The organism is Peptostreptococcus russellii (assembly GCF_003012055.1).
Classification (GTDB): Bacteria; Bacillota; Clostridia; order Peptostreptococcales; family Peptostreptococcaceae; genus Peptostreptococcus; species Peptostreptococcus russellii.
The window spans coordinates 50,846-73,921 of sequence record NZ_JYGE01000002.1 but is presented as its reverse complement, the minus strand read 5'-3'; the positions used below and the strand labels follow the sequence as shown (position 1 = coordinate 73,921).

19 protein-coding genes and 1 other RNA gene are annotated in these 23,076 nt (G+C 29.7%); 1 reads left to right on the top strand and 19 read right to left on the bottom strand.

Going from position 1 to position 23,076, the window contains the following annotated elements; all coding sequences use genetic code 11:
* Positions 1-149 precede the first annotated feature (149 nt).
* The 6 genes from UF10_RS09430 to UF10_RS01265 all read right to left on the bottom strand — a co-directional run bounded on the left by UF10_RS09430 (position 150) and on the right by UF10_RS01265 (position 4,328).
* Positions 150-788 carry a class I SAM-dependent methyltransferase gene (locus UF10_RS09430; protein WP_334293812.1) on the bottom strand — a complete coding sequence of 213 codons (639 nt, stop codon included), beginning with the start codon at positions 786-788 and terminating at the stop codon, positions 150-152.
* Positions 789-804: 16 nt separating this feature from the next.
* Positions 805-1,332, bottom strand: a complete 528-nt coding sequence (locus UF10_RS09425; protein WP_330403880.1) for a hypothetical protein — start codon at positions 1,330-1,332, stop codon at positions 805-807.
* A 362-nt stretch (positions 1,333-1,694) separates the two neighbouring features.
* The gene (locus tag UF10_RS01280) at positions 1,695-2,000 is read right to left on the bottom strand and encodes an MTH1187 family thiamine-binding protein (RefSeq protein ID WP_106776043.1); all 306 of its coding nucleotides are present in this window, start codon (positions 1,998-2,000) and stop codon (positions 1,695-1,697) included.
* Positions 2,001-2,113: 113 nt separating this feature from the next.
* On the bottom strand, positions 2,114-2,671 hold the full coding sequence (locus tag UF10_RS01275; protein WP_106776042.1) for a hypothetical protein: 558 nt from the start codon (positions 2,669-2,671) through the stop codon (positions 2,114-2,116).
* Positions 2,672-2,817: 146 nt separating this feature from the next.
* A complete protein-coding gene (locus UF10_RS01270) occupies positions 2,818-3,756 on the bottom strand; it encodes a glycosyltransferase family 2 protein (RefSeq protein ID WP_106776041.1) in 939 nt (312 codons plus the stop codon).
* A 152-nt stretch (positions 3,757-3,908) separates the two neighbouring features.
* Entirely contained in the window at positions 3,909-4,328 is a 420-nt protein-coding gene (locus tag UF10_RS01265; RefSeq protein ID WP_106776040.1) for a GtrA family protein, read from the bottom strand.
* Positions 4,329-4,658: 330 nt separating this feature from the next.
* On the opposite strand from UF10_RS01265, the gene UF10_RS01260 reads away from it, so the two are divergent.
* Complete coding sequence (locus UF10_RS01260; RefSeq protein WP_106776039.1) at positions 4,659-5,501, top strand: hypothetical protein; 843 nt, start codon at positions 4,659-4,661, stop codon at positions 5,499-5,501.
* 323 nt (positions 5,502-5,824) lie between these two features.
* On the opposite strand, the gene ssrA is transcribed toward UF10_RS01260, so the two are convergent.
* From ssrA to rpoN, 13 genes are all read right to left on the bottom strand, one after another.
* Positions 5,825-6,174: a transfer-messenger RNA gene (gene ssrA, locus UF10_RS01255) on the bottom strand.
* Positions 6,175-6,252: 78 nt separating this feature from the next.
* Positions 6,253-6,708 (bottom strand): SsrA-binding protein SmpB, encoded by a 456-nt coding sequence (gene smpB / locus UF10_RS01250; protein ID WP_106776038.1) that lies wholly within the window; start codon positions 6,706-6,708, stop codon positions 6,253-6,255.
* Positions 6,709-6,823: 115 nt separating this feature from the next.
* The gene (locus UF10_RS01245; RefSeq protein WP_106776037.1) at positions 6,824-9,478 is read right to left on the bottom strand and encodes a YfhO family protein; all 2,655 of its coding nucleotides are present in this window, start codon (positions 9,476-9,478) and stop codon (positions 6,824-6,826) included.
* Positions 9,479-9,658: 180 nt separating this feature from the next.
* Positions 9,659-11,800: a ribonuclease R gene (gene rnr, locus UF10_RS01240; protein WP_106776036.1), complete on the bottom strand. Its 2,142-nt coding sequence runs from the start codon at positions 11,798-11,800 to the stop codon at positions 9,659-9,661.
* Between the two features lie 174 nt (positions 11,801-11,974).
* Complete coding sequence (gene secG, locus UF10_RS01235; RefSeq protein ID WP_207654540.1) at positions 11,975-12,205, bottom strand: preprotein translocase subunit SecG; 231 nt, start codon at positions 12,203-12,205, stop codon at positions 11,975-11,977.
* A gap of 103 nt (positions 12,206-12,308) precedes the next feature.
* Positions 12,309-12,944, bottom strand: coding sequence for a DUF3841 domain-containing protein (locus tag UF10_RS01230; RefSeq protein WP_106776034.1), 636 nt, complete (start codon positions 12,942-12,944; stop codon positions 12,309-12,311).
* A 316-nt stretch (positions 12,945-13,260) separates the two neighbouring features.
* Complete coding sequence (gene eno / locus UF10_RS01225; RefSeq protein WP_106776033.1) at positions 13,261-14,553, bottom strand: phosphopyruvate hydratase; 1,293 nt, start codon at positions 14,551-14,553, stop codon at positions 13,261-13,263.
* A gap of 247 nt (positions 14,554-14,800) precedes the next feature.
* Positions 14,801-16,327, bottom strand: coding sequence for a 2,3-bisphosphoglycerate-independent phosphoglycerate mutase (gene gpmI, locus UF10_RS01220; RefSeq protein WP_106776032.1), 1,527 nt, complete (start codon positions 16,325-16,327; stop codon positions 14,801-14,803).
* 24 nt (positions 16,328-16,351) lie between these two features.
* Complete coding sequence (gene tpiA, locus UF10_RS01215; protein WP_106776031.1) at positions 16,352-17,092, bottom strand: triose-phosphate isomerase; 741 nt, start codon at positions 17,090-17,092, stop codon at positions 16,352-16,354.
* A 40-nt stretch (positions 17,093-17,132) separates the two neighbouring features.
* Positions 17,133-18,332: a phosphoglycerate kinase gene (locus UF10_RS01210; RefSeq protein WP_106776030.1), complete on the bottom strand. Its 1,200-nt coding sequence runs from the start codon at positions 18,330-18,332 to the stop codon at positions 17,133-17,135.
* A gap of 337 nt (positions 18,333-18,669) precedes the next feature.
* Positions 18,670-19,677: a type I glyceraldehyde-3-phosphate dehydrogenase gene (gene gap / locus UF10_RS01205; RefSeq protein WP_106776029.1), complete on the bottom strand. Its 1,008-nt coding sequence runs from the start codon at positions 19,675-19,677 to the stop codon at positions 18,670-18,672.
* Between the two features lie 55 nt (positions 19,678-19,732).
* A complete protein-coding gene (locus UF10_RS01200) occupies positions 19,733-20,782 on the bottom strand; it encodes a sugar-binding transcriptional regulator (RefSeq protein WP_106776028.1) in 1,050 nt (349 codons plus the stop codon).
* Between the two features lie 357 nt (positions 20,783-21,139).
* The gene (rpoN, locus tag UF10_RS01195; RefSeq protein ID WP_106776027.1) at positions 21,140-22,483 is read right to left on the bottom strand and encodes an RNA polymerase factor sigma-54; all 1,344 of its coding nucleotides are present in this window, start codon (positions 22,481-22,483) and stop codon (positions 21,140-21,142) included.
* Positions 22,484-23,076 lie beyond the last annotated feature (593 nt).

Sequence of the window (23,076 nt, the reverse complement as noted above, 5' to 3'; positions counted from 1 at the left end):
TCTTTTCTTTATTGTAATAATTTTAAACTGTTTTTTTATTTCTTTTAATTTTTGTAACTTATCATAATTATATTTTCTACATTTACCTTATTTTTCCGATAAAAGTTACAATTTGACTAGCTTTATTATTCAACTCTATAATTTTCTATTTATAAAACTTCTAATCTATCTTTTAATAAATTGTATAGAGTTTGATCAAATTTAAACTCTTCTCTCATTTTTTCTATTTCATCAATGGCTTTTCTCTTTTTGTCTTTACTTATATTTGTCTTAACAGCTCTTATAAGTATATTTTTAGGTGAATTTTCAATATCTATAAACTCCAATAACTGTGTTTTATACCCCATAGCTTCTAGTAAATTTGCTCTTATAGCATCAGTAAATAGTGCTGATACTCTCTCCTGAACAATACCATACTTAGTCAAAATATCTAATTTATTTGGATTAATTGTAGAGTTAATTTCATGTTGGCAACAAGGAACTGAAAATATCATCTTAGCATTCCAGTTAATTGCATTAAAAAGAGCATAATCAGTTGCCGTATCACAGGCATGTAGTGTTATTACCATATCCACATTATTTTCATACTTATAACCGTTTATATCTCCTAGTTCAAATTTTAAATTTTTATAATTATATTTCTCTGCTACTTGATTACAGTTTTTTATAACATCTTTCTTAAGATCTAATCCCGTAATTCTAACATTCATCTTTTTTATTTCTGTAAAATAATAATATATAATAAATGTTAGATATGACTTTCCACAACCAAAATCAAGTATGTGCAAAACATTTCCACTCTCTTTAGAGTAATCTTTTTCTATATTTTTTTACTTCATGGTCAATTATTTCCACAAATCTATTTATCTGCTTAAATTTATCATACTTTGAATTGATTATCTTGCCTTCCTTGCTAAATACACCTAAATCTATTAAAGGCTGAATAATCATCCCTTCTTGAAGTATATAATTTTTCTTTTTATTATGATCTGAGTTAATATTTATCTTATTCTTTTGTTCATGTTTTGAGAAAAACACCTTTCCCTTTTTAGATATTCTAATATCAAAATTATATTCTTTTGATATTGCAGATAATTGTTTAAAGCTATCCATAATAGAAATCATTCTTTCTTTAAGCTCTTCTTTTTCTATGTTTTCATGGAAAACTTGTGTCTTTGTAAATTTTTCAAGCTGATAAATTTCTCTATCCTTTAACTCTTTTTTATTAATTTTTACTTTTTCATATTCATTACTTTTATTTTTTTTATTGCTAAACACTATCCTAATAGGATTTTCTAAAACTATATTTTCTATACTGTCATGTAATTCCATAACAACCTCCACTATACATTTAGATTCTAATAATATCATAAAATACTTAAAAAAAACAAATACATTTATTAAGATTTTTTAAAGTTTGAATAACTTATTAATTAATTTAATAAGTGTTTCTTTCCCTGCTTTATTTGCTAATTATTTTTTATATCTAGAAAAATTATATTATTATTTATTATAGATATTTCTACACTCTTACACTCTTACACTCTTACACTCTTACACTCTTACACTCTTACACTCTTACACTCTTACACTCTTACAGAAATTATATCACTATTATTATTTTTTTGCTGAATATTTAAAAGGAGCATTGAAATTCCAATGCCCCTTCTAAAAATGATATTTAAAAAATAATTTTATTTTTCTAATCTTGATTTAACTGACTCTAGCTTTTGTTCCATACTAGCTACTTTATCACGTCTATCATCTACTTTTATGATTGAATAAACCCTATCCACACCCTTATCAAATACATCTTCTTGTATTTTTCTAATAAGTGCAAATATCTCATCCAAATCACCTTCCATTACAGTTCCCATAGGATTGAGCATATACTTTACCTTATCTTGTTCACTCAATACTATCTGAGCCCCTGCTACATATTTACTAGCACTGCTAGTACCTGTTCCCAATGGACAAATTGTTAATTCTACTACTGCCATTTAAATCACCCCTTCTAAAATTATATTTTCTCTACTATTTAATTTACCCTATTTATTTTTTATTATTCTTTTTATATAAACTCTATTTTTTACTTAAACTCTAATATAAAAATTTAGGCATTTGATACTTCTTCATCCTTGTAAGTTTCTTCAATCCTTGATATAAAACGTAACTTAAACATTTGAAGAAATGCTACTACTAATGAAACTATTACTCCATATGAGTAAACTGTAAATTTTTCCACACTCTGAGTTGCACAATAGGCAAATGCTATTGTTAATAGTGCCACTCCTGTATAATAGAATTTCTTAAGTTTTGCATTTTTTAAACTCTTATATATAAAAAATACTGCAAATACAACTATTATAATTTCAAATGCAATTAATACATTTCTAGTCAAAATATTTTCACTAAGAAAAATGTTTTGATCTATAATTTTCTGTCCTATTCCCTTACCTGGTTTTGCCAAAATCATAGCAATTGAAAGAGCCATCACTAGAGATGTTTGAATTAAAGATATAATTGCTATATTTTTATCTTTTGATACCACCTCTGCAATTGGCTTTTGCTTTTCTACTTTATCTGCTCCCAAGTTTCTCTTTGCCCTAGAACTTGCCTTATTTGCTTTTTTTTTGGACTTTTTCTTTTTTAAATCCTTTTTAGCTGTCATACTTCCTCCTGTTGTTTATATATACGCTACTATTTTACTTAATAAAATAATAGCTAAGTAATTTTTTCTATAGTAATTCTTATTTTTCTATTAATTAGCATTAAATTTATTTTTAAATATTAATAATAAAACTTGATAATTGCATTTTATTTTCTATGTTCAGATGTTTCTTTGGCTATGTATATAGGTCTATTTTTTACTTCTAAATAACTCTTTGCCAAATATTGCCCCAAAACTCCTATACTCAAAAGCTGTATACCACCTAAGAAAAATATAGTACAAATTATTGTTGGAAATCCTTGGACGGGATCTCCAAATACCATTGCTTTAATTAAAAATACCAATAGCATAATAATTGATACCAAAAAACAAATTATACCAAGAAGACTTGAAAAAATTAAAGGCAATGTTGAAAATGATATAATACCTTCTAAAGAATATTTAAAAAGACTCAATAGACTCCATTTACTTCTACCATTTTCTCTTTCAACATTTTCATACTTTATTTTTATATTCTTGTATCCTACCCAACTAAATATACCTTTTGTAAATCTATTATATTCCGATAATTCCAAAACTGAATTTACAAAATCCCTTGTCATCATTCTATAATCAGTTGAATTTTCTTCAATATAAGTATCTGATATTTTATTTATAAATTTATAAAATTGTCTACTCAAAAAACTTTTTATCTTTCCTTCACCTTTTCTATCTTCTCTAATAGCACCTACACTATCATAACCCTCATTTACTATTAAGTCACTCATTTTTTCAAATAGACTCGGAGGATGTTGAAGGTCTGCATCCATCAGAACAACTAAATCTCCCTTACTAGATTTTAAACCTGCATATATACCTGCCTCTTTTCCAAAATTTCTAGAAAATGAAACATACCTTACAGATTTATCTTTTTCTCTTAATTTCTTTATTTTTGATAGAGTTTTATCTTTAGAGCCGTCATCTATAAATATAAATTCATATTTGCTAAAATTTTTATTTTTTGCTATATGCTCTAATACTTCCTCATAAAACCGTTCTACCATCTCTTCCTCATTAAAACAAGGAACTATAATCGATAAAAACATCTATTATCCCCCATAAACTACTATAAATACTATTTTAATACAGCTTTTACTTATAACCATAGGAACTTCTTCTCCTATTTAAATAATACTTAAAATCTTACAAGCTTAAACTTATATCAATTCAATTTAAGCTTTCATTGACTTTTTATTATCTACTTTTGATACTTTCTAAATACTATTAATTTGCTAAAGATATAATTCAATATAACTACAATGATAGCTACTGCTAGTTTTGATATTTTTTCACTAAACCCAATCAGGCTCACCATCACAAATAGGGATGCTGTTTCTATTGCACCTGAAAGTAATCTAGCTCCAAAGAAGAGTATTATCTCTCTGACTATAGAGCGTAGGGAAAAATTCACCTTCTCAAATACAAATAGCCTATTAGTTACATAGGCAAACACTACTGACAAAAACCAAGCAATTATATTGGCAAGTAGATAATGTATAGCTAATACATCTATACACGCAAAATATACTATAAAGTTAACAAGAGTTGTCAGACCCCCAAATATAACATAATTTATTAACTCTTTATATTTATTGTATAATTTTAATATTTTTTCCATAAAATCCTCATTTTCCAACTTATATACAATATGATTTTACTATAAAATGCTCTTTTATACAAGCAAGCTTGTATTTAAATATATCTAACGGAAGCTTTTCTTTTATATATTTTTTTATCTTAATTTCAAGGCTTAAACAAAGTAAATTTTTAATATTTACCTAAAACAATATTTTTGTCTTTATATATTTATTAATCAAATAAAATATTTTCTTACTTTTTATGCTGATATTTTTTTAAGAAACTTATAAATAGCTATACAACATTTGTAAACACTTATTGATAGTGATATGTTATAATCAAATTATATATAAAGAGGAGGTGCTAAACCATGAAAAAATTAATGGTAGTAGTCATGAGCCTTATCTGTTTGACTCTTACATCTTGTAATAGACAGAATATTAAAAATAACAAACAGGAAAACTTCTTAGAAAAAGCAATCTCTGTAAATAGTAAGGAGAATTTAAAGAATAAAAGTAGAACTATTTCTACATATGTTTATCAAGAATATAAAAATCATGATAAAGTATATGGACAAACTATTCATGATATAAATCTTGAAAATAAACCTAAAATCATAAAAATATCTAATAACGGTAGTCTTGGAGATATCACTATTTATTATATTGTACATAATGATAAAGTTGATATTTATAATAAAGTTAATAGCAAGGAGGACTTTAGCGTTCAAAGAGATATTTCGATATCAAATAGTGAAGTTCCTTATATTTTAGAACTGTTAAGCTTGCAAGGAAATATCTCTGATTATGAAGTAATAAAGGAAGAAGTTGTAGATGGAAATAGAACTATAAAAATATCTTCTAAGAGGAAACTTGAGCATATTAATTCAATTGTCGAAAAATTATCTTCTAATCCTTATTTTAAAAATAATAAAGAAATAGAAGACACCATAAAAATGCTTAGAAGGGGTACAAAATCATACTATTGGATAGATCAGAGAACTTCTAGAGTAATTAAATATCAAGTGGATACTACTTTGGAAAATAGACTGTCTTATTACATAGATAATATAGGAGGAACTAATCCCCCTGTAAAAATTACTATGACTTCAAAAATTGACTATGACAATATTAAAAAACTAAAAATTCCTAGTGATATACTAGAAAATGATAAAAAATCTAATAATACTAATAAAGTAGACAAGGAAAAATAATCATTTAAAGTTTAATTTTTCTTATAAATTCTTATAGTTGCAAAGAGGATATTCAAAAGGAGTGTATGCAAAAGCATACACTCCTTTTATAAAATACAATTTTTATACTCTTTATATAGTTTTCTTTCTATCATTATTGAATATATAGAGTACTTATCTTCTTAGACTTATATCACTAAAATTCCATTATTGAGATCATACAATTTACTAATAGAATCTAATTCTATCCCTTAAAATATGATATTTCTCAATATTAGATTTATTTATAATAAAAAAGGAAATACCAAACATTGTTTAGTATTTCCATAAGCTTCACCTTAATTTGGTGGAGATGAGGGGAGTCGAACCCCTGTCCGTAAGCCAATTCATCGTTGCATCTACATGTTTAGTCAGCTCTTTAATGTTCTCGACTCCTTTGATACCGAGTGACAGGTGTCAAATTTGTCCAGTCTTAATTAATCAACTCTAGGTCAAGACATCCCTAAAGCAATTCCCTGCATAAATGGTGTCAGCTCTTAATCGGCAGGTAGACTAAGAGGGACAAGCTACACTAGGCAGCTAATAAATTTTCTTCGTTTGCGTTTGTTTTAAATTTCCCCAGTTTTTACGTGACCCAGAGTAACACGACATGCAGCCCCAACTTCAAAACCCACGTCGAAACCGGTGCATCCCCGGATATAACCTTCAGTATTAAACGCATCAATACCAAGGCTATCTTATAATACTATTTTACTATAAAACGATGCTAAAATCAATACTTTGGACTTAATTCCCTCTGTATTCTTCTTTGTGCATCCTTTTTAGCTAGGTCCTGTCTTTTATCATAAAGCTTTTTACCTCTAGCCAAACCTATTTCTACCTTCACTCTACTATTTTTCAGATATACTCTTAATGGAACCAAAGAATAGCCTTTAATAGTTGTTGCTCCAATTAACTTTTTAATTTCATATTTATGAAGTAATAGTTTTCTTACTCTCAAAGGATCAACATTATTAATATTTCCCTGTTCATAAGGACTGATATGCACTTGCTTTAAAAATACTTCTCCATTGTCCACTGAAGCATATCCTTCCTTTAAGTTTATTCTTCCATTTCTAATAGATTTTACTTCTGTACCTTTTAGTTCTATACCACATTCATAGACTTCATCTATAAAATAATCGTGCCTTGCCTTTTTATTTGTGGCTAATACTTTTATTCCTGCCATATCTTCACCTTCCCTTTATACCTTAACTATTATTAAGACGACTACTGATTATTTAAAATACAATAATCAGTAGTACAATCTATATTTAATATAATGATTTAATAAAATTAAAATATTATTTTTCATCTTCTATCCAACCTTCAGGCTTTGAATGTTTTCCTCTATATTCTTCCTCTTCTTTTATACTTATTCTTTTAATCTTATATAATATAAAAAAGATTACTCCTAATATAGAAAAAATATATCCTGCTGTCTGATAAGGTCTCTTATATTTAAATTCTACTGTATGTTCTCCCGCTTCTAACTTTACTGCCATAAATCCAACATTTGCCTTATATATCTTAGTATCTACTCCATCAACCTTTGCACTCCAACCCTTGTCATAAGGAATAGATATAAACATTAGCTTATTTCCTTCATTGGAAATATTTCCTGTAAATCCACTATCCAACAACTTAAGATCTTCAAGATGTTCCTTAGCTAGTTCTTTTGCCTTTTCATCTACTATACTCATATCTCTCAACTCTAAAGAGATATCTTCCATTATAAATTCAGAATCTGTAGGCAAATTCAAAGTTAACTTTCCTCTACCTTTTTTTACAAATCCAACATTTATTATTACATCCTTTTCACCTGTATACCATTTTGAGCTTGGCTTTGTTAAATCAATTGTGGAGTATCCATTTTCACTTGTCAAATAAATTCTCTCAACGCCCTTTATAGAATCTACATCAGGCAACTTAACATAAAGCTCTCCATCATGCTCTGCTTCATATTCTAATTTTATATTATAACCTGAACCTGCTGTTACCTTTCCACTGGTCTCAGTCTTTACATTCACTTCTGTTTTTTTGAGCTTAATATCACTTAATACACCCGAGTTTAAGTGTTTAACATCTCCAATATTGTCCTCTATTAAACAGGCATTCATCATAGCCTCTTGCATATCTAAAGTGCTAAGTGAAGCTACTTCATAAGGTTTTATATAGTTTTCATAAGTAAAAGCAAAAGGAATATAATTTTTATTTATATAAATATCTTTATGACCTATGTTCTCAAATCCATATGGAACTCTATTATCATTACCTTTTATATAATACTTTACAGACATTATATCATCTAATATAGCCCTGCTGTCAAAGTTATGCATCCTAGTAATTGGAGATGCCTTTGCATTTCTATATACCATATTAAACTTTGATAGATTTTGATTTTCTATACTATAATAAACCGAAGAAGATGGATATCCATATATATCAGAAAAATTCATACTTCTAGGATCCGAATTATCAACTCTTTCCAAAGTTCCTTTTGTGTTTTTGGATACCGCCTCTAAGCTGTCATTAGATATCATTTTATTCATTTCACTAACATCCATCAAGACATCTTGTTTTATAGTATTATGCCCATAAATACCCATATTTACTCCCAAAAATATGAATGTTGTTGCAATAAATGCTCTTCTTTTAAACTTCTTATTTTTTCTAGATAAGATAAACATTAATATTAAAGCTATCACTACTGGCAATATATTTAATAAAAATCTTTCATCTGTTAACTCTATAGATCTAGCATTTGCTGTGTTTATCTCAACATATACATACATCAAAAGATATGCTAAAATTATTATTCTTATAATATTTTTTCTAAAACTATCCATATTCATAAGATTTTCAAATTGATCTACAAATATATAAGCAAACATTAATTCTAAAACAAAATACCATCTATAATTGTCATATGAAAATCCTGTAACTGCACTTTGAAGCTTTGGAACTGCAATCAATAAAAGTAAAAGAACAAGCATTATCTTCACTTTTTTACTTCCCTTATTCGAAAATAGACTAATAATAGCAAACAGTGTCGCTATAGAAATCCCTAAAACTATAAAAGTTGATGCATCTGGATTTTTAAACATATCCATAAAGTAATGTATCAGATCGTAGCCATTGACAAGAAAAGGTATCTCATATGCCAAAGATTGAGTTCTATAGCTATTTAAAAAGCTATATGCAACAGGAAGCAATACAAATCCTGCTATAAATACTGAAATTAGGTAACTAATAATACCTCTTCCAAATAATATCATTGTTTTGGCCAGTCCATTTTTTTTAAATTCAAACAAAATACTAATCAAAGCATATATAAAGGCAAATACTGCAATTATATATGAAAAATATACATTCATAAGAATTGATAAACTAGAAACAATTATAAAAAAAGTTACCTTATTATAATTTATCATCTTATCAACACCTACTATCATTAAAGGCATCAAAATCATCGCATTTGTAAAATACGGATGCATAAGTCCACCTGATAGTGAATAATTTGAAAATGTATAAATCAATGCAGCTAGTGCTATTACTTTATTGTTTTTTTGAAAATGAACACACATATACACAAAAGCAATTCCTGCTAAATATAACCTAAGCCATAAAGAAAGACAATATAATGTGTTTGGATTTAAGTAATTAAATATTCCCAACAATATATTTAGAGGATCTGTTAAACCATAATAATGATATGTAGCCATAACATCCTGTCCCAATCCAAGATTAAAATTGAATTTTTTCACTCCCTTAAATATGTTTGCGAAAAAATCACTCAAATAAAATTGAGTTGGATAATGCTGCACTAATGCATCTGAATTATATACTAAACTTTTATTGTTCATATAAAAAATAGTTATTATAATTCCTGCTAATGCTACAAAGCCTAATGTATAATAAAGATAAATTAATATTTTATCTATTTTCTTTCTTTCCATCACAAAACTCCTTCATTTATTCGATTCTTTCTTTATAACAGTTGATACTTCAAGTAAAACAACCATACTAGACATGCTTATTATAAACTTGTCTAGTATCGGATTTATGTGATATTTACATTCACATTTTATATTCAAATTTTATTTTATATTTTATACTAATCATATTTGACTAATACTTTAATGTTTATTGAATATATCTGTAACTAATTCAAAATCTATCTCTCTTGTTGGAATATCAACATTTGAAACTCTAATTGTCAATTTCTGTCCAAGCTTTAGTACAGCCTTAGTATGCTCACCTACAAGTATCATTGAATTTTCATGATAAGTAAAGTAATCAGGCAAATCTTGAAGTCTAATTAAACCTTCTACGCCATTAGGGAGCTCTATGAATACTCCAAACGATGTAACTCCAGATATATGTCCTTCAAACTCTTCATCTATATAATCACTCATAAATACTGCCTTGTAATAATCATCAACATCTCTTTCAGCTAATTCTGCTTCTCTCTCCTGAGTAGACGATTGATTGCACACCCCTTCTAATATCTCAGAAAAATGCTTTATTCTCTTGCTTGACAGTTTTCCATCTATACTTTCCTTTATTATTCTATGTATCTGAAGATCTGGGTACCTTCTAATAGGTGAAGTAAAATGAGAGTAATATCGTGCCGCTAAACCAAAGTGTCCTAGACATTCTGGGGAATATCTTGCTTGCTTTAAAGTTCTTAACATAATCATACCGATTGCTTGTTTGGCTTCCCTATCTTCTATACTTTCCAATACTGTTTGGAGATCCTTTGGTTTTACATTACCCTTGCTATTTGGCATTTTGTATCCATATTCACTAATAAAGTTTTTTAGCCTCATAAGTTTCTCTTCTGATGGATCCTCATGAACTCTGTAAACAAACGGTAATTTTAAATTATAAAAATGTTCTGCTATCGTTTCATTTGCTAATAGCATAAACTCTTCTATCATTTTATTTGAAGTTCTTCTTTCATATTCTTCGATTTTGCAAGGATATCCTTTTGAATCTAGCACAATTTTAGATTCTGGGAAATCAAAATCAATTGCTCCTCTTTTTTCTCTTCTTTCTCTGAGTATTTCTGCTAATTTCTCTGCATTTTTAAGATTATCTATAAAATCAGAATACTTTTCTATCATTTCTGGATCATCATTTTCCAAAAGATTACTTATTTCAGTATATGTCATTCTGGCTTTTGATTTTATAACAGATTTTTTTATTACATGACTTTCCACACTTCCATTTTTAGGGTTCACATCCATTATACAAGACACCGTCAGTCTCTCTACATTCGGATTTAAGGAACATATACCATTCGATAACTCCCTTGGAAGCATAGGTATTACTTTGTCCACAAGATATACTGATGTTGCTCTATCTAGTGCTTCTCTATCTAGGGGAGAATGCTCTGTTACATAATGAGTTACATCTGCTATATGGACTCCCAATCTATAATTTCCATTGTCTAATAACTCTACTCCAATAGCATCATCAAAATCCTTTGAATCATCTCCATCTATTGTGTATGTGATTTCTTCTGTAAGATCTAGTCTTCCCTTTTTTTCTTCATCTAAAATATGATCAGGTATTTTTGATGTTTGATTAAATACTTTTTTTGGAAATTCTTCTTTTAATCCATGTGCTCTAACTATAGAGTCAATCTCTACATATCTTTCTCCAGATTGACCTATTACTTCTATTATTTTTCCTTCTGGTTTCTTACCATCCTTTGGCCATACTTCAATCTCACACACTACTTTATCATTGTTTTTAGCTCCATTTATAGCACTCTTTGGTATAAAAATATCTTGGTCAAATTTTTTATTGTCAGGCAGCACAAATCCAAATGCCTTGCTCTTTTGGAATAATCCAACAACAGTCTTGTTTTCTCTTTTTAATATTTTTACTATTACTCCCTCAGGTCTTTTCGTTTCAGTAGCTTCTTTAGTCAATTTAGCTATTACTATATCTCCCTCAAAAGCTCCATTTCTATCCTCTTCAGGAATAAATACATCTTTTTCTTCCCCTTCAGATTCAACAAATCCAAAGGCTCTTTTTGTAGAACGGAACTTTCCCCTCTTCATCTCATAGTCTTCTAGAGTTCCTACTTTTCCTCTTTTATTTATAAATATATCTCCATTTTCTGCTAGCTCATCTAAAATAGAGAAAAATTCTTCCCTATCATTTTCTTCTTCAACAAATATATTGGCTAATTCATCCTTTTTACTTGGCTTATAAGCCTCTTCATTGATCAGCCCCAATATATTTTCTTTAATATCATTCGGTAACATATCTTACCTCCTCTTCCATATAATTAAATTATACCTACTATTTTTAGTATTTACAACTTTTCTTTCTTTTCTTAACCTGTTTATAAAGCTCTATTTATATTTTAAAATTTCAAAAGTATAAATATATAAAAAAACACCCAAACAATCAAGAGATTGCAAGGATGTTTAGCATTATTATTTCATTACGATTACCAAGGCTATTGCATTTATAAAAAACAGAACAGACACTATCTTAGTCATTCTATTCAAGAATGCTTCTTTACCCTTTGGCTTAAAGTATGCCTGTGAAGATGAATCCTCTATAAATACCTGTGTTTGAGTTTGTTTGCTCTCTTGTGGCAATACTACTATAATCATTATTATACTCAAAGCTACCTGAATAGCCATCAATACATTTCCTAACATAATATCCTCCTCGTTACAATTACTTTCTCATAAAAATTCAAACATAATTATAACACAAAATTATCTAAAATACAATAAGCTCACTAGCTATACATAGCTATTTTTAATCCAGTATATATTCATCTGCTATCCTATCACCAACTTCGACAATAGATTTAATCCATTCTTTTTTTATTTGCCAAATGTTTGCCTGAACATCAAATATATTCCACTCATCTATGTCAAAAATTCTAGGCCAACTAGCTTTTATTTTTTCTACCTCCTTAGGAAACATTCTAGAATATCTTCCTTCTATAAATTCATAGGAGTTATTAAAACCCTTTTCTTTTATTTCTTTTTGATAAGATGCTAAATCTTCATCATTTATTGGAACGTAATGAAGATTTAATACATAATCCCACTTCATTCCGCTGAAATACATAATCTCATCATCTGGAACCTCGATTATATAACAAATTTCCCCTTCAGATGGTCTCATACAGTTTCTAGCACTTACTGAACACCATATCTGATATTCGACATCACTAGGCTTTTGTGTTCGCTTAGAGGTCTCTTTAACAAACCAATCATAGCTTTTAATAAAGTGTTCTGATATATCTTCAAAATGATTCCTTATATATTGTTTTTTATTTATAAATCTTCCAGTTTCATTTAGTATATCCCAAGATTTTTTGTCCTGAGTGGTAAATAAAATAGTCTTTCCATTCCTAGAATAAGGATTTTTAAATTTATTATTCATAAGCTACCTCCTGTTAAGTCTTTTCTTCAAGCTATATTTATAATTTAATCATAGCACTATTTGTGGTAATTTTCTATAAATTCTCAATAATTATACTTTCTCACTTCTAATTTTAGATTTAATTTTAATAAGGCTAGGATATAGATATATAAAGTTATAACTTTTACATACTAGTTCCTTATATACTAGATTTTGTCCGCTAGACTTTATCTAATAGTTTTTATGTACTAAATCTTTATGTGCTAAACTTTTATACACTAAAACAGACCCTTAAAATTTTTAAGGGTCTGTTTTTATTTATATATTTTATTATATATTACTTATCTAAATTATAGAATGAATTTATCTGTTCATATCTTGAACTTTCACCTATCATTTCTTCTATTCTTAGTAACTGGTTGTACTTAGCTACTCTATCAGTTCTTGAAGGAGCACCTGTCTTTATCTGTCCAGCATTTACTGCAACTGCTATGTCAGCAATAGTAGTATCTTCTGTTTCACCAGATCTGTGAGATATAACTGCAGTATAGCCCGCTCTTTTTGCCATTTCTATAGCATCTAGAGTTTCTGTAAGAGTACCAATCTGATTTACCTTTATTAGTATTGAGTTAGCTACTCCACCTTCTATACCTCTTTCTAGTCTTTCTGTGTTTGTAACGAATAAATCGTCACCAACTAGCTGAATCTTCTTACCAAGTCTTTCAGTAAGTGCCTTCCAGCCATCCCAATCTTCTTCATCAAGACCATCTTCTATTGTTATAATTGGGAATTCATTTACCCAACCTTCGAATAAGTCTATCATTTCAGTTGATGATAAAACCTTGCCTTCTCCCTTTAATTCGTACTTTGAAGTTTCCTTATTGTACATTTCTGAAGCAGCAACGTCCATACCTAACATAATATCCTTACCTGGCTCTAGTCCAGCACCCTTAATAGCTTCAACTATTAATTCTAGTGCTTCTCTATTTGAATCAAGGTTTGGAGCGAATCCACCTTCATCACCTACACCACAAGCAAGTCCTCTTTCTGCAAGAACCTTCTTTAATGAATGGAATACTTCAGCTCCCATTCTTAAAGCTTCTGCAAAACAACTTGCACCAACTGGAAGTATCATGAATTCCTGAACATCTACATTATTATCCGCATGCTCTCCACCGTTTAATATATTCATCATAGGAACTGGTAACTGCTTTGCATTTACTCCTCCTAAGTACTGGAATAGTGGTAGTCCTATCTCATCTGCTGCAGCTCTAGCCACTGCTAAAGATACACCTAATATAGCATTAGCACCTAGCTTGCCCTTATTTGGAGTTCCGTCTATTTCACAAAGTAGAGCATCTAGTCCAGGTTGGTCAAAAGCATCTGTTCCTTCTACTTCAGGAGCAATGATTTCATTTACATTGCTTACTGCATTTAAAACACCCTTTCCTAAATATCTGCCCTTATCTCCATCTCTTAATTCTACAGCCTCAAACTGACCTGTAGAAGCTCCTGATGGTACTATTGCAGTCGCCTGAGCTCCACTTTCAAGTATAACCTCCACCTCTACTGTTGGGTTACCTCTTGAATCTAACACTTCTCTTGCATATACTAATTCAATAGCTGACATATAGTCTCTCCTCTCACTCAAATACATATTATTTAAATCTCTTAAATACGATTGCTGTAAATCTAAAAACTTTATATCAAATTTATTTTATACAAATAAATGATGGGTAAATTTGTAAAAGTAATAAAATTATTTTTATTTTTATATTTTTTATAAAGTTTATTTGATTCCTAGCTATCCATATTATTTTTTATATGATTAATTCTAATTTATATATTAAAATATTATTAGCTTTATAATTCACAGATTATTTTATTAAACTGTGACCTGTCATTTCCTCAGGCTTATCTAAATTCATCATAGATAAAACTGTTGGAGCAATATCAGATAATCTACCATCTGTTAGTAGTTTATGATTTTTAAACTCTTCACCAACTACTATAAATGGAACAGGATTAGTAGAATGTGATGTTATAGGTCTTTTTGTTAATCTATCTATCATAAGTTCTGCATTACCGTGATCAGCTGTTATTATACCGCTGCCTCCCAAGCTAAGAACTTTCTCAAATAATTTTCCTACACATTCATCCACTGTCTTTATTGCTTTTTCTGTTGCAGCTATATCACCTGTATGACCTACCATATCAGGGTTTGCAAAGTTCACTGCTATAAAGTCATACTTATCTTCATCAAGTGCTGCTAGTAGCTTTTCAAGAAGTTCGTATGCAGACATTTCTGGTTGCATATCATACGTAGCTACCTTTGGAGAAGGAATTAATATCCTATCTTCTCCCTTGTATGGCTCTTCCTTACCTCCATTGAAGAAGAAAGTAACATGAGCATACTTCTCTGTTTCTGCAGCTCTTAGCTGATTTTTATTATTTTCAGATAGATACTCTCCTAGAGTATTTACTATGCTCTCTGGTCCAAAAGCAACACTTACATCTTCCATAGTTGCATCATATGTAGTCATACAAACAAACTTAGTAGTAATTAAATTTCTCTTAAAACCATCAAACTTTCTATCTGTTATTGCTCTAGTGATTTCTCTTGCTCTATCTGGTCTAAAGTTAAAAAATATTACTGAATCATTTTCTTCAAGCTTTGCTACTGGCTTTTCATCTTCTGTAATAACTGTAGGTACTACAAATTCGTCATTTACACCTTCTGCATAAGAATCATTTATACACTGAAGTGCCGATGTTGAATAGTTCCCCTTGCCATCTGCTATTGCTTCATAGGCCTTTTCAACTCTATCCCATCTCTTATCTCTATCCATTGCATAATATCTTCCAGATACACTGGCAAATTTACCTAACCCTATCTGATCCATATATGCCTGAAGTTCTTCTATGTAAGTCTTCCCACTTTGAGGATCTGTATCTCTACCATCCATAAATGCATGTACATATACATTAGAAACATTATTCTTCTTTGCCATATCTAATACAGCCTTCAGATGATCTATATGTGAATGGACACCACCATCTGATAAAAGTCCTAATATATGAAGATTTTTATCCTTTGCATTTTCCATTGCTGATAATAACACTGAATTTGTAAAGAAATCTCCATCTACTATTGCTTTTGATATCTTTGTTAGCTCTTGATATACAACCCTACCAGCACCTATGTTGGTATGACCTACTTCAGAGTTTCCCATCTGACCGTCTGGCAAACCAACGTCTAATCCACTTGCATTTATTAGCGTGTGTGGATACTCTTTACACAAAGCATCCAAATTAGGTGTTCCAGCAAGTGCTATTGCATTACCTTCTGTTTCTGCTGTATATCCAAAACCATCCATTATTGTTAAAACTACTGGTTTTTTCATAATAATCTTCCTTTACAACTTAATTTAAAACTTTAATAATCCTAAGAAATCTTCTGCCTTCAATGATGCTCCACCTACTAATGCTCCATCTATATCAGACTGTCCCATTATTTCAGCTACATTTGCAGGCTTTACACTTCCACCATACTGAATTCTAACCTTATCTGCTAAATCACCAAACATAGCTCTTACAACATTTCTTATTTCAGAAATAACTTCATTTGCCTGTTCAGCTGTAGCAGTCTTACCTGTTCCTATTGCCCATATTGGTTCATAAGCAATTACTACTTTTTCTATATCTTTTGAGTCTACATTTGCTAGACCCTTTTCTATTTGTCCCTTTACCTTTTCTATAGTCTTATTTGCTTCTCTTTCTTCAAGAGTCTCACCACAGCAAAGTATTGGGTTTATTCCTACTTCTATAGCCTTTAAAACCTTCTTGTTACAGCTTTCATCAGTTTCATTGAAATACTGTCTTCTTTCTGAATGTCCTATAATTACATAGTCCATTTCTAACTCAACAAGGTTTGCTGCTGCTACTTCACCTGTAAAAGCTCCTGAATTTTCATAGTGCATATTCTGAGCTCCTATCTTTATATTAGTACCCTTTGTAGCTTCCTTTAAATCTTTTAGTAAAGTAAAAGGTGCACATATCAAAACTTCTGCATTACCTTCTGTTTTACCCTTGATTCCTTCTATAAATTCAAGACCTTCCTTTATAGTTTTATTCATTTTCCAGTTTCCTGCTATTATTGCTGTTCTCATATCAAGTCTCCTTCATCTATATACTAATTCTTATTTTTTATTATTTATTGTCAAGTGCTGCTATTCCAGGAAGTTCTTTTCCTTCTAAAAATTCTAGTGAAGCTCCACCACCTGTTGATATATGGCTCATCTTATCACCGAATCCCATCTGATTTACAGCTGCTGCAGAGTCTCCTCCACCTATTATAGTAGTCGCATCAGTACTTGCCATAGCTTCTGCTATAGCCTTTGTTCCCTTTGCAAAGTTTTCAAATTCAAATACTCCCATAGGTCCATTCCAAACTATTGTCTTTGATGATTTTATTGCTTCTGCAAATATTTCTCTTGTCTTTGGTCCTATATCTAATCCCATACAATCTGCTGGTATATCTCTTCCTTCAGATATATGAGCTGTAGCATCTTCAGCATACTTATCTGCATATACTACATCTACTGGTAATAATAGCTTTACACCCTTTTCTTCAGCTTTTGCCATCATTTCCTTTGCATAATCTATTTTATCTTCTTCTAATAAAGAAGTTCCTATTTCATGACCTAGTGCCTTGATGAATGTATATGCCATACCTCCACCTATTATCAAAGTATCCACCTTTTCAAGAAGGTTGTTGATAACTCCAAGCTTGCTGCTAACCTTTGCACCACCTAATATTGCCAAGAAAGGTCTCTTTGGATTTTCAACAGCTGATCCTAAGAAATCTATTTCCTTTTGAATTAAATATCCACAAACTCTTTCATCTAAAAATTCTCCAGCACCTACAGTTGAGCAGTGAGCTCTATGTGCTGTACCAAATGCGTCATTTACAAATACATCTGCCAATGAAGCAAGTTCTTTTGAGAAGTTTTCTTCATTCTTAGTTTCTTCTATTCTATATCTAGTGTTTTCTAGAAGTACTATATCGCCATCTTTCATTTCTGAAACAGCCTTTTTAGCATTTTCTCCTACAACATTATCATCAGCCGCAAAGACTACATCTTTATCAAGCATTTCAGATAGTCTCTTGGCTACTGGAGCAAGAGTAAGTTCAGGCTTAGCTTCTCCCTTTGGCTTTCCAAGGTGTGAGCAAAGAATAACTTTTGCCCCATTTTCTACCAAGTACTTAATTGTTGGCATTGCACCTACTAATCTATTTTCGTCTGTTATTTCTCCGTCCTTTAGTGGCACATTAAAATCACATCTTACTAAGCATTTTTTACCTTTCACATTAATATCTTCAATAGTTTTTTTGTTAAGCATTGTCATAAAAAATCTCCTTCACATTATGTTAAACATATTATTTATTATATTATCTACTATATTACATACTATATATTTTTAAAAAGCTTCCAAAAGCCTCATTAGATATACTAAAGCGCATATATGAGTAATTATATCATATTTTTACGATATTAGCATAGCACATATAAAAATATCATTTATAAAATAAGTTATGTTTAAAAAATAATTTTTAATTAATCTTTTAAAAAAAGTCCGAGGCAATAGAAATCTATATTCTCGGACTTTTAATTACTGGATTTTATCAAGGCTTATATATTTAAATATAAACTTTAGTCCAGATTAATTTTAATTTTGCTTATTATTACTTAGCTAAGCTTCCTAATAATCCTAATGTTCTTATTAACTGAGAAGTATAAGACATTTCATTGTCATACCAAGCAACAGTCTTAACTAACTGCTTTCCACCTACTTCTAGTACCTTTGTTAGTGTTGCATCGAATAATGAACCATAGCTAATACCTACTATATCACTTGATACTAACTGCTCTTCAGTATATCCGAAAGATTCATTTGAAGCTTCCTTCATTAAAGCATTGATTTCTTCTACTGAAGTGTTCTTATCTAGTACACAAACCAATTCAGTTATTGAACCTGTTGGAACTGGAACTCTCTGTGCAGCACCGTCAAGCTTACCTGCTAATTCTGGTATTACAAGGCCTATTGCCTTTGCAGCACCTGTTGTGTTAGGAACTATATTTTCTGCAGCTGCTCTAGCTCTTCTTAAATCACCCTTCTTGTGTGGGCCATCTAGAGTATTCTGGTCATTTGTGTAAGCGTGGATAGTAGTCATAAGACCTTCAGCTATACCAAACTTATCATTTAATACCTTAACCATTGGAGCTAGACAGTTTGTAGTACAAGATGCACCTGAAACTACTGTTTCACTTCCATCTATTATATCAGAGTTTACATTGTATACTATAGTCTTAAGATCTCCTGTAGCTGGTGCAGATATAAGAACCTTCTTTGAACCTGCCTTTATATGTGCTTCAGCCTTTTCCTTTGAAGCAAATAGACCTGTACATTCTAGTACTATATCAATATCTAATTCTCCCCATGGAAGATTTTCAGGATTTCTTTCTGATATAACCTTTATTTCCTTACCGTTTACTATAAAAGCACCTTCTTCAACAGTTATTTCACCATCGAATCTACCCTGTGCTGTATCATACTTAAATAAATGTGCTAGTGTATGTGCATCTGTTAAGTCGTTTATTGCAACAACTTCAAACTTATCACTTTGTTCTATCATCTTTCTTAATGCTAATCTACCTATTCTACCAAATCCATTGATTGCTACCTTTACCATATCTAATACCTCCAAAAATTTGTTTTATTTAAAATTTAAAATATTGTTTGCTTTCTTATATTGTTTCTTCTGATAATTTATTTAATATTTCTTTTGCACTATCCTCATCTGTTATCAAAGTTAGATTTTTGTTGAGTTTATAAAGTGCTAAGAAAGAATCAACCTTATCACTACCTGCAAATACTACTATAGAGTCTTTTGCATTTTTATACATGTCTATATCAATTCCTACTGTATTTAGCTTCATTACAATTTCACCATTTTTATCAAAATAGTATCCAAAGGCCTCTCCTATTGCACCTTTTGCTTTAAGCTTTTCAATATCTTCATAAGACATTCCTCTTCTTTTTGCCATAACATCTGCTCTACCTATACTAAATATCACCTTGTCCGATACTCTTAAATGATCAAGAGTTCTTTTCACATCTGGTATAGACATCAGTGTTTCTCTGGCACTTCCATCTAGTTCATCTGGTACGTATAAAAATTCTACTTGTGCACCTAAGTTTTTTGCAAATGATGCTGCTATACTATTGGCCTGAATTTCTATATCGGATCCAACGCTTCCTCTAGTAGGCATTACTATTAAATTACTATAATCTACTTCATAAGCTTTATCACTTTTAAGATTATATGCAACTTGTCTCATTGTAGTACCACCCGCTATAGCTATCTTGTCGTGAGGGTTTAGATTTTTTAAAATATACTTTGCTGCTGATTTTGCAACTCCATCTGTAATCATATCCTTTGATTCATTTACTTTTTTGGATATTACCACATAATTTATTCCTAATTTGTCCCTCAACTTAATCTCCAAGTCAGATATTCCCATGATTTCTCCCATCACTGAATCCAACTTTTCTAATATTTCTTTTCCTTCATCTGTGATAGTCATACCAGATACTGCTATATCTATAAGCTTCTTCTCTTTTAGAAAGTCAATTTCTGTTCTTGTAGTTCTCTCACTCAAATCAAGTATATTAGATAACATTCTTCTTCCAATAGGTTGACTAATTGATATTTGCCTTAGTATTGCATATCTTTTTTCCATCAACTCTATCGCTTGAGGAATAATTTTTTTCTGAACCTCTATCAAACTATTCATTCTCGCCCTCTTTTCTAAAAAATACGGGTTGTTATGTGTCCCAGATATTCATTATCTGTCCCACATCTATGATTATATACTTGTGGGACAAAAAGTTCAATACCTTTTTTGAATTTTTTTCATTTTTTTGTTAAATGAAAGTTAAATCTATCCCATATATCATATATATACCCGTTATTTCAATCATTTCACCATTTTTATATTTTTTGTGTTTTTTAATCAAATACAGGGTCGCTATAAGTCCCTATATGTAAATAATACACTTTTAATAAAAAAATAGCAAGTATATTTGTCATATACTTGCTATTAAATGAAATATTTTTTGTTTTTTTATAATTCTTGTATTTTTTAAAAGTTTTAAAGCTCTTTTCTTTTTGAAGATCCTAAATATCCTAGTTCCTCTCTATACTTTGCAACTGTTCTTCTAGCTATATCGACGCCTTTTTCTTTAAGTAAGTCTTCTATCTTTTTATCACTAAGTGGTTTCTTTTTATCTTCATTATCAATTATATGCTTTATTTTGTCCTTTATTGAATTTGAAGATACTGTATTACCATCTTCTTTAACATATGCATTTGTAAAGAAATATTTTAATTCAAACATTCCCTTTTCTGTAATCATATACTTGTCACTTACTCCTCTACTTATTGTAGAGACATGACAATCTAATATTTCTGCTATTTCTGTCATCATAAGAGGTTTTAGATCTTCATCATTATCAAAAAATCCTCTCTGGGCATCTATTATCATATTAGCAATATTTACTACAGTTGTATTTCTCTCAGAAACATCATTCATCATTTTTTTTGCTGAATTAAGTTTTTCTTTTATATACTGCTTTGCTTCCTTATCATCAGTATTCATTAATAAATCTTTGTAATAAGGATTGACACTCAAGCTCATTCTCTTTTCATTATAAGCCACTGCAACTGACTTCCCATCAATCTTTTTTACTATAACATCAGGATATACATATACTGTAGTCTCGTCATAATAATCTCCAGTAGGCTTAGGATCCAAACTCTTAATATATTTAATAAATTCAATTACCTCATCTTTTTTCAATCTATATCTAGATGAAAGCTGCTGTATATTCATATTTGCAATTAGATTCAAATCTTTTGTTATCATCTCTTCAAAAGTTTCACTATATATTCCATTTCTTCTCATCTGAAGTATTATACATTCTTGGAGATTTCTAGCAGCTATCCCTGCAGGCTCTAGGGACTGTATTATTTCTAAACACTCCCTAAAAAAATCACTGCTAATATGAAGTTTCTTTTTTATTATTTCTTCGTCTTCTCTAAGATAACCATCTCTATCCAAGCTATCAATAAGATATTTACAAATATTTTTTTGATAGAAAGATACTTTCATCATACTAATTTGAGCATATAAACTGTCATAGAGAGTATCTACACTCATCGTCATATTTTCAAAATCAAACTCATCGTCTGCATTGTAGGCAACTTCATTTTTGTCAAATCTAAAAGATCCTCTTTCATCTTTAAAGTACTTTTCCCAGTCTACCTCATTTTTGTCTATACTTACATCCAGTAGAGGATTCGACTCAGATTCCAACTCTACAGCCTCTTCCAATTCATGACGTCCCATATTCAGCACCTTTAGCGATTGAACCAAGTTATTTGAAATTGTCATTTTTTGTGCTAAGGTTTGACTAATTTTATTTTCCAACGCCATTTAATCACTCTCCTTCTACTAAAATTTTCGTTAATTATCATTTAAACAAACTTTTTTATGAACTCAACTTTTTTTTATTACTTATCAACACTTTTATATTTTTTTGTTTTTATGTTTTAAAATTTTATAATATACAAATATACTCAAATTTACTTATAATAGCTCGTTTTTTTCTTATTCATAATATTTTTATACACAATTTATTATAACATAACTAATCAATATTTATAATATTAATAGATATCTTATATGTTTTATAAATAACTAAAGCTCTTAATATATAAATTTCATCTATATTTATCTATCATTTTGTTAAAAAGATTCTCTATATTAGGCTTGCCATACATATAAAAATAGCTCCCACACTTTCTTAGTGATGAAGCTTGCCAATTTTTAAATAGATAAAATATCGCTACTTAGTTCCAAGCAATATTATACTAATATTGCTTGGTTCTTACAATAGCTTATCAAGTTTTTAGATTATTAAATTTATAATACTTTAATTTATATATTAATACACTCTTTTTTTATCTTTTATTATATTTTTAAGTTGCTTTCTGTTTGTTTTTTAATATAGAATAACTCTTGTCATA

Excerpts from the sequence above, each read along its gene's own strand:
- UF10_RS09425 (WP_330403880.1), bottom strand. The coding sequence starts at position 1,332 with ATGGAATTACATGACAGTATAGAAAATATAGTTTTAGAAAATCCTATT.
- UF10_RS01280 (WP_106776043.1), bottom strand. The coding sequence starts at position 2,000 with ATGGCAGTAGTAGAATTAACAATTTGTCCATTGGGAACAGGTACTAGC.
- UF10_RS01275 (WP_106776042.1), bottom strand. The coding sequence starts at position 2,671 with ATGACAGCTAAAAAGGATTTAAAAAAGAAAAAGTCCAAAAAAAAAGCA.
- UF10_RS01270 (WP_106776041.1), bottom strand. The coding sequence starts at position 3,756 with ATGTTTTTATCGATTATAGTTCCTTGTTTTAATGAGGAAGAGATGGTA.
- UF10_RS01265 (WP_106776040.1), bottom strand. The coding sequence starts at position 4,328 with ATGGAAAAAATATTAAAATTATACAATAAATATAAAGAGTTAATAAAT.
- UF10_RS01260 (WP_106776039.1), top strand. The coding sequence starts at position 4,659 with ATGAAAAAATTAATGGTAGTAGTCATGAGCCTTATCTGTTTGACTCTT.
- smpB (WP_106776038.1), bottom strand. The coding sequence starts at position 6,708 with ATGGCAGGAATAAAAGTATTAGCCACAAATAAAAAGGCAAGGCACGAT.
- UF10_RS01245 (WP_106776037.1), bottom strand. The coding sequence starts at position 9,478 with ATGGAAAGAAAGAAAATAGATAAAATATTAATTTATCTTTATTATACA.
- rnr (WP_106776036.1), bottom strand. The coding sequence starts at position 11,800 with ATGTTACCGAATGATATTAAAGAAAATATATTGGGGCTGATCAATGAA.
- secG (WP_207654540.1), bottom strand. The coding sequence starts at position 12,205 with ATGTTAGGAAATGTATTGATGGCTATTCAGGTAGCTTTGAGTATAATA.
- UF10_RS01230 (WP_106776034.1), bottom strand. The coding sequence starts at position 12,944 with ATGAATAATAAATTTAAAAATCCTTATTCTAGGAATGGAAAGACTATT.
- eno (WP_106776033.1), bottom strand. The coding sequence starts at position 14,553 with ATGTCAGCTATTGAATTAGTATATGCAAGAGAAGTGTTAGATTCAAGA.
- gpmI (WP_106776032.1), bottom strand. The coding sequence starts at position 16,327 with ATGAAAAAACCAGTAGTTTTAACAATAATGGATGGTTTTGGATATACA.
- tpiA (WP_106776031.1), bottom strand. The coding sequence starts at position 17,092 with ATGAGAACAGCAATAATAGCAGGAAACTGGAAAATGAATAAAACTATA.
- UF10_RS01210 (WP_106776030.1), bottom strand. The coding sequence starts at position 18,332 with ATGACAATGCTTAACAAAAAAACTATTGAAGATATTAATGTGAAAGGT.
- gap (WP_106776029.1), bottom strand. The coding sequence starts at position 19,677 with ATGGTAAAGGTAGCAATCAATGGATTTGGTAGAATAGGTAGATTAGCA.
- UF10_RS01200 (WP_106776028.1), bottom strand. The coding sequence starts at position 20,782 with ATGAATAGTTTGATAGAGGTTCAGAAAAAAATTATTCCTCAAGCGATA.
- rpoN (WP_106776027.1), bottom strand. The coding sequence starts at position 22,483 with ATGGCGTTGGAAAATAAAATTAGTCAAACCTTAGCACAAAAAATGACA.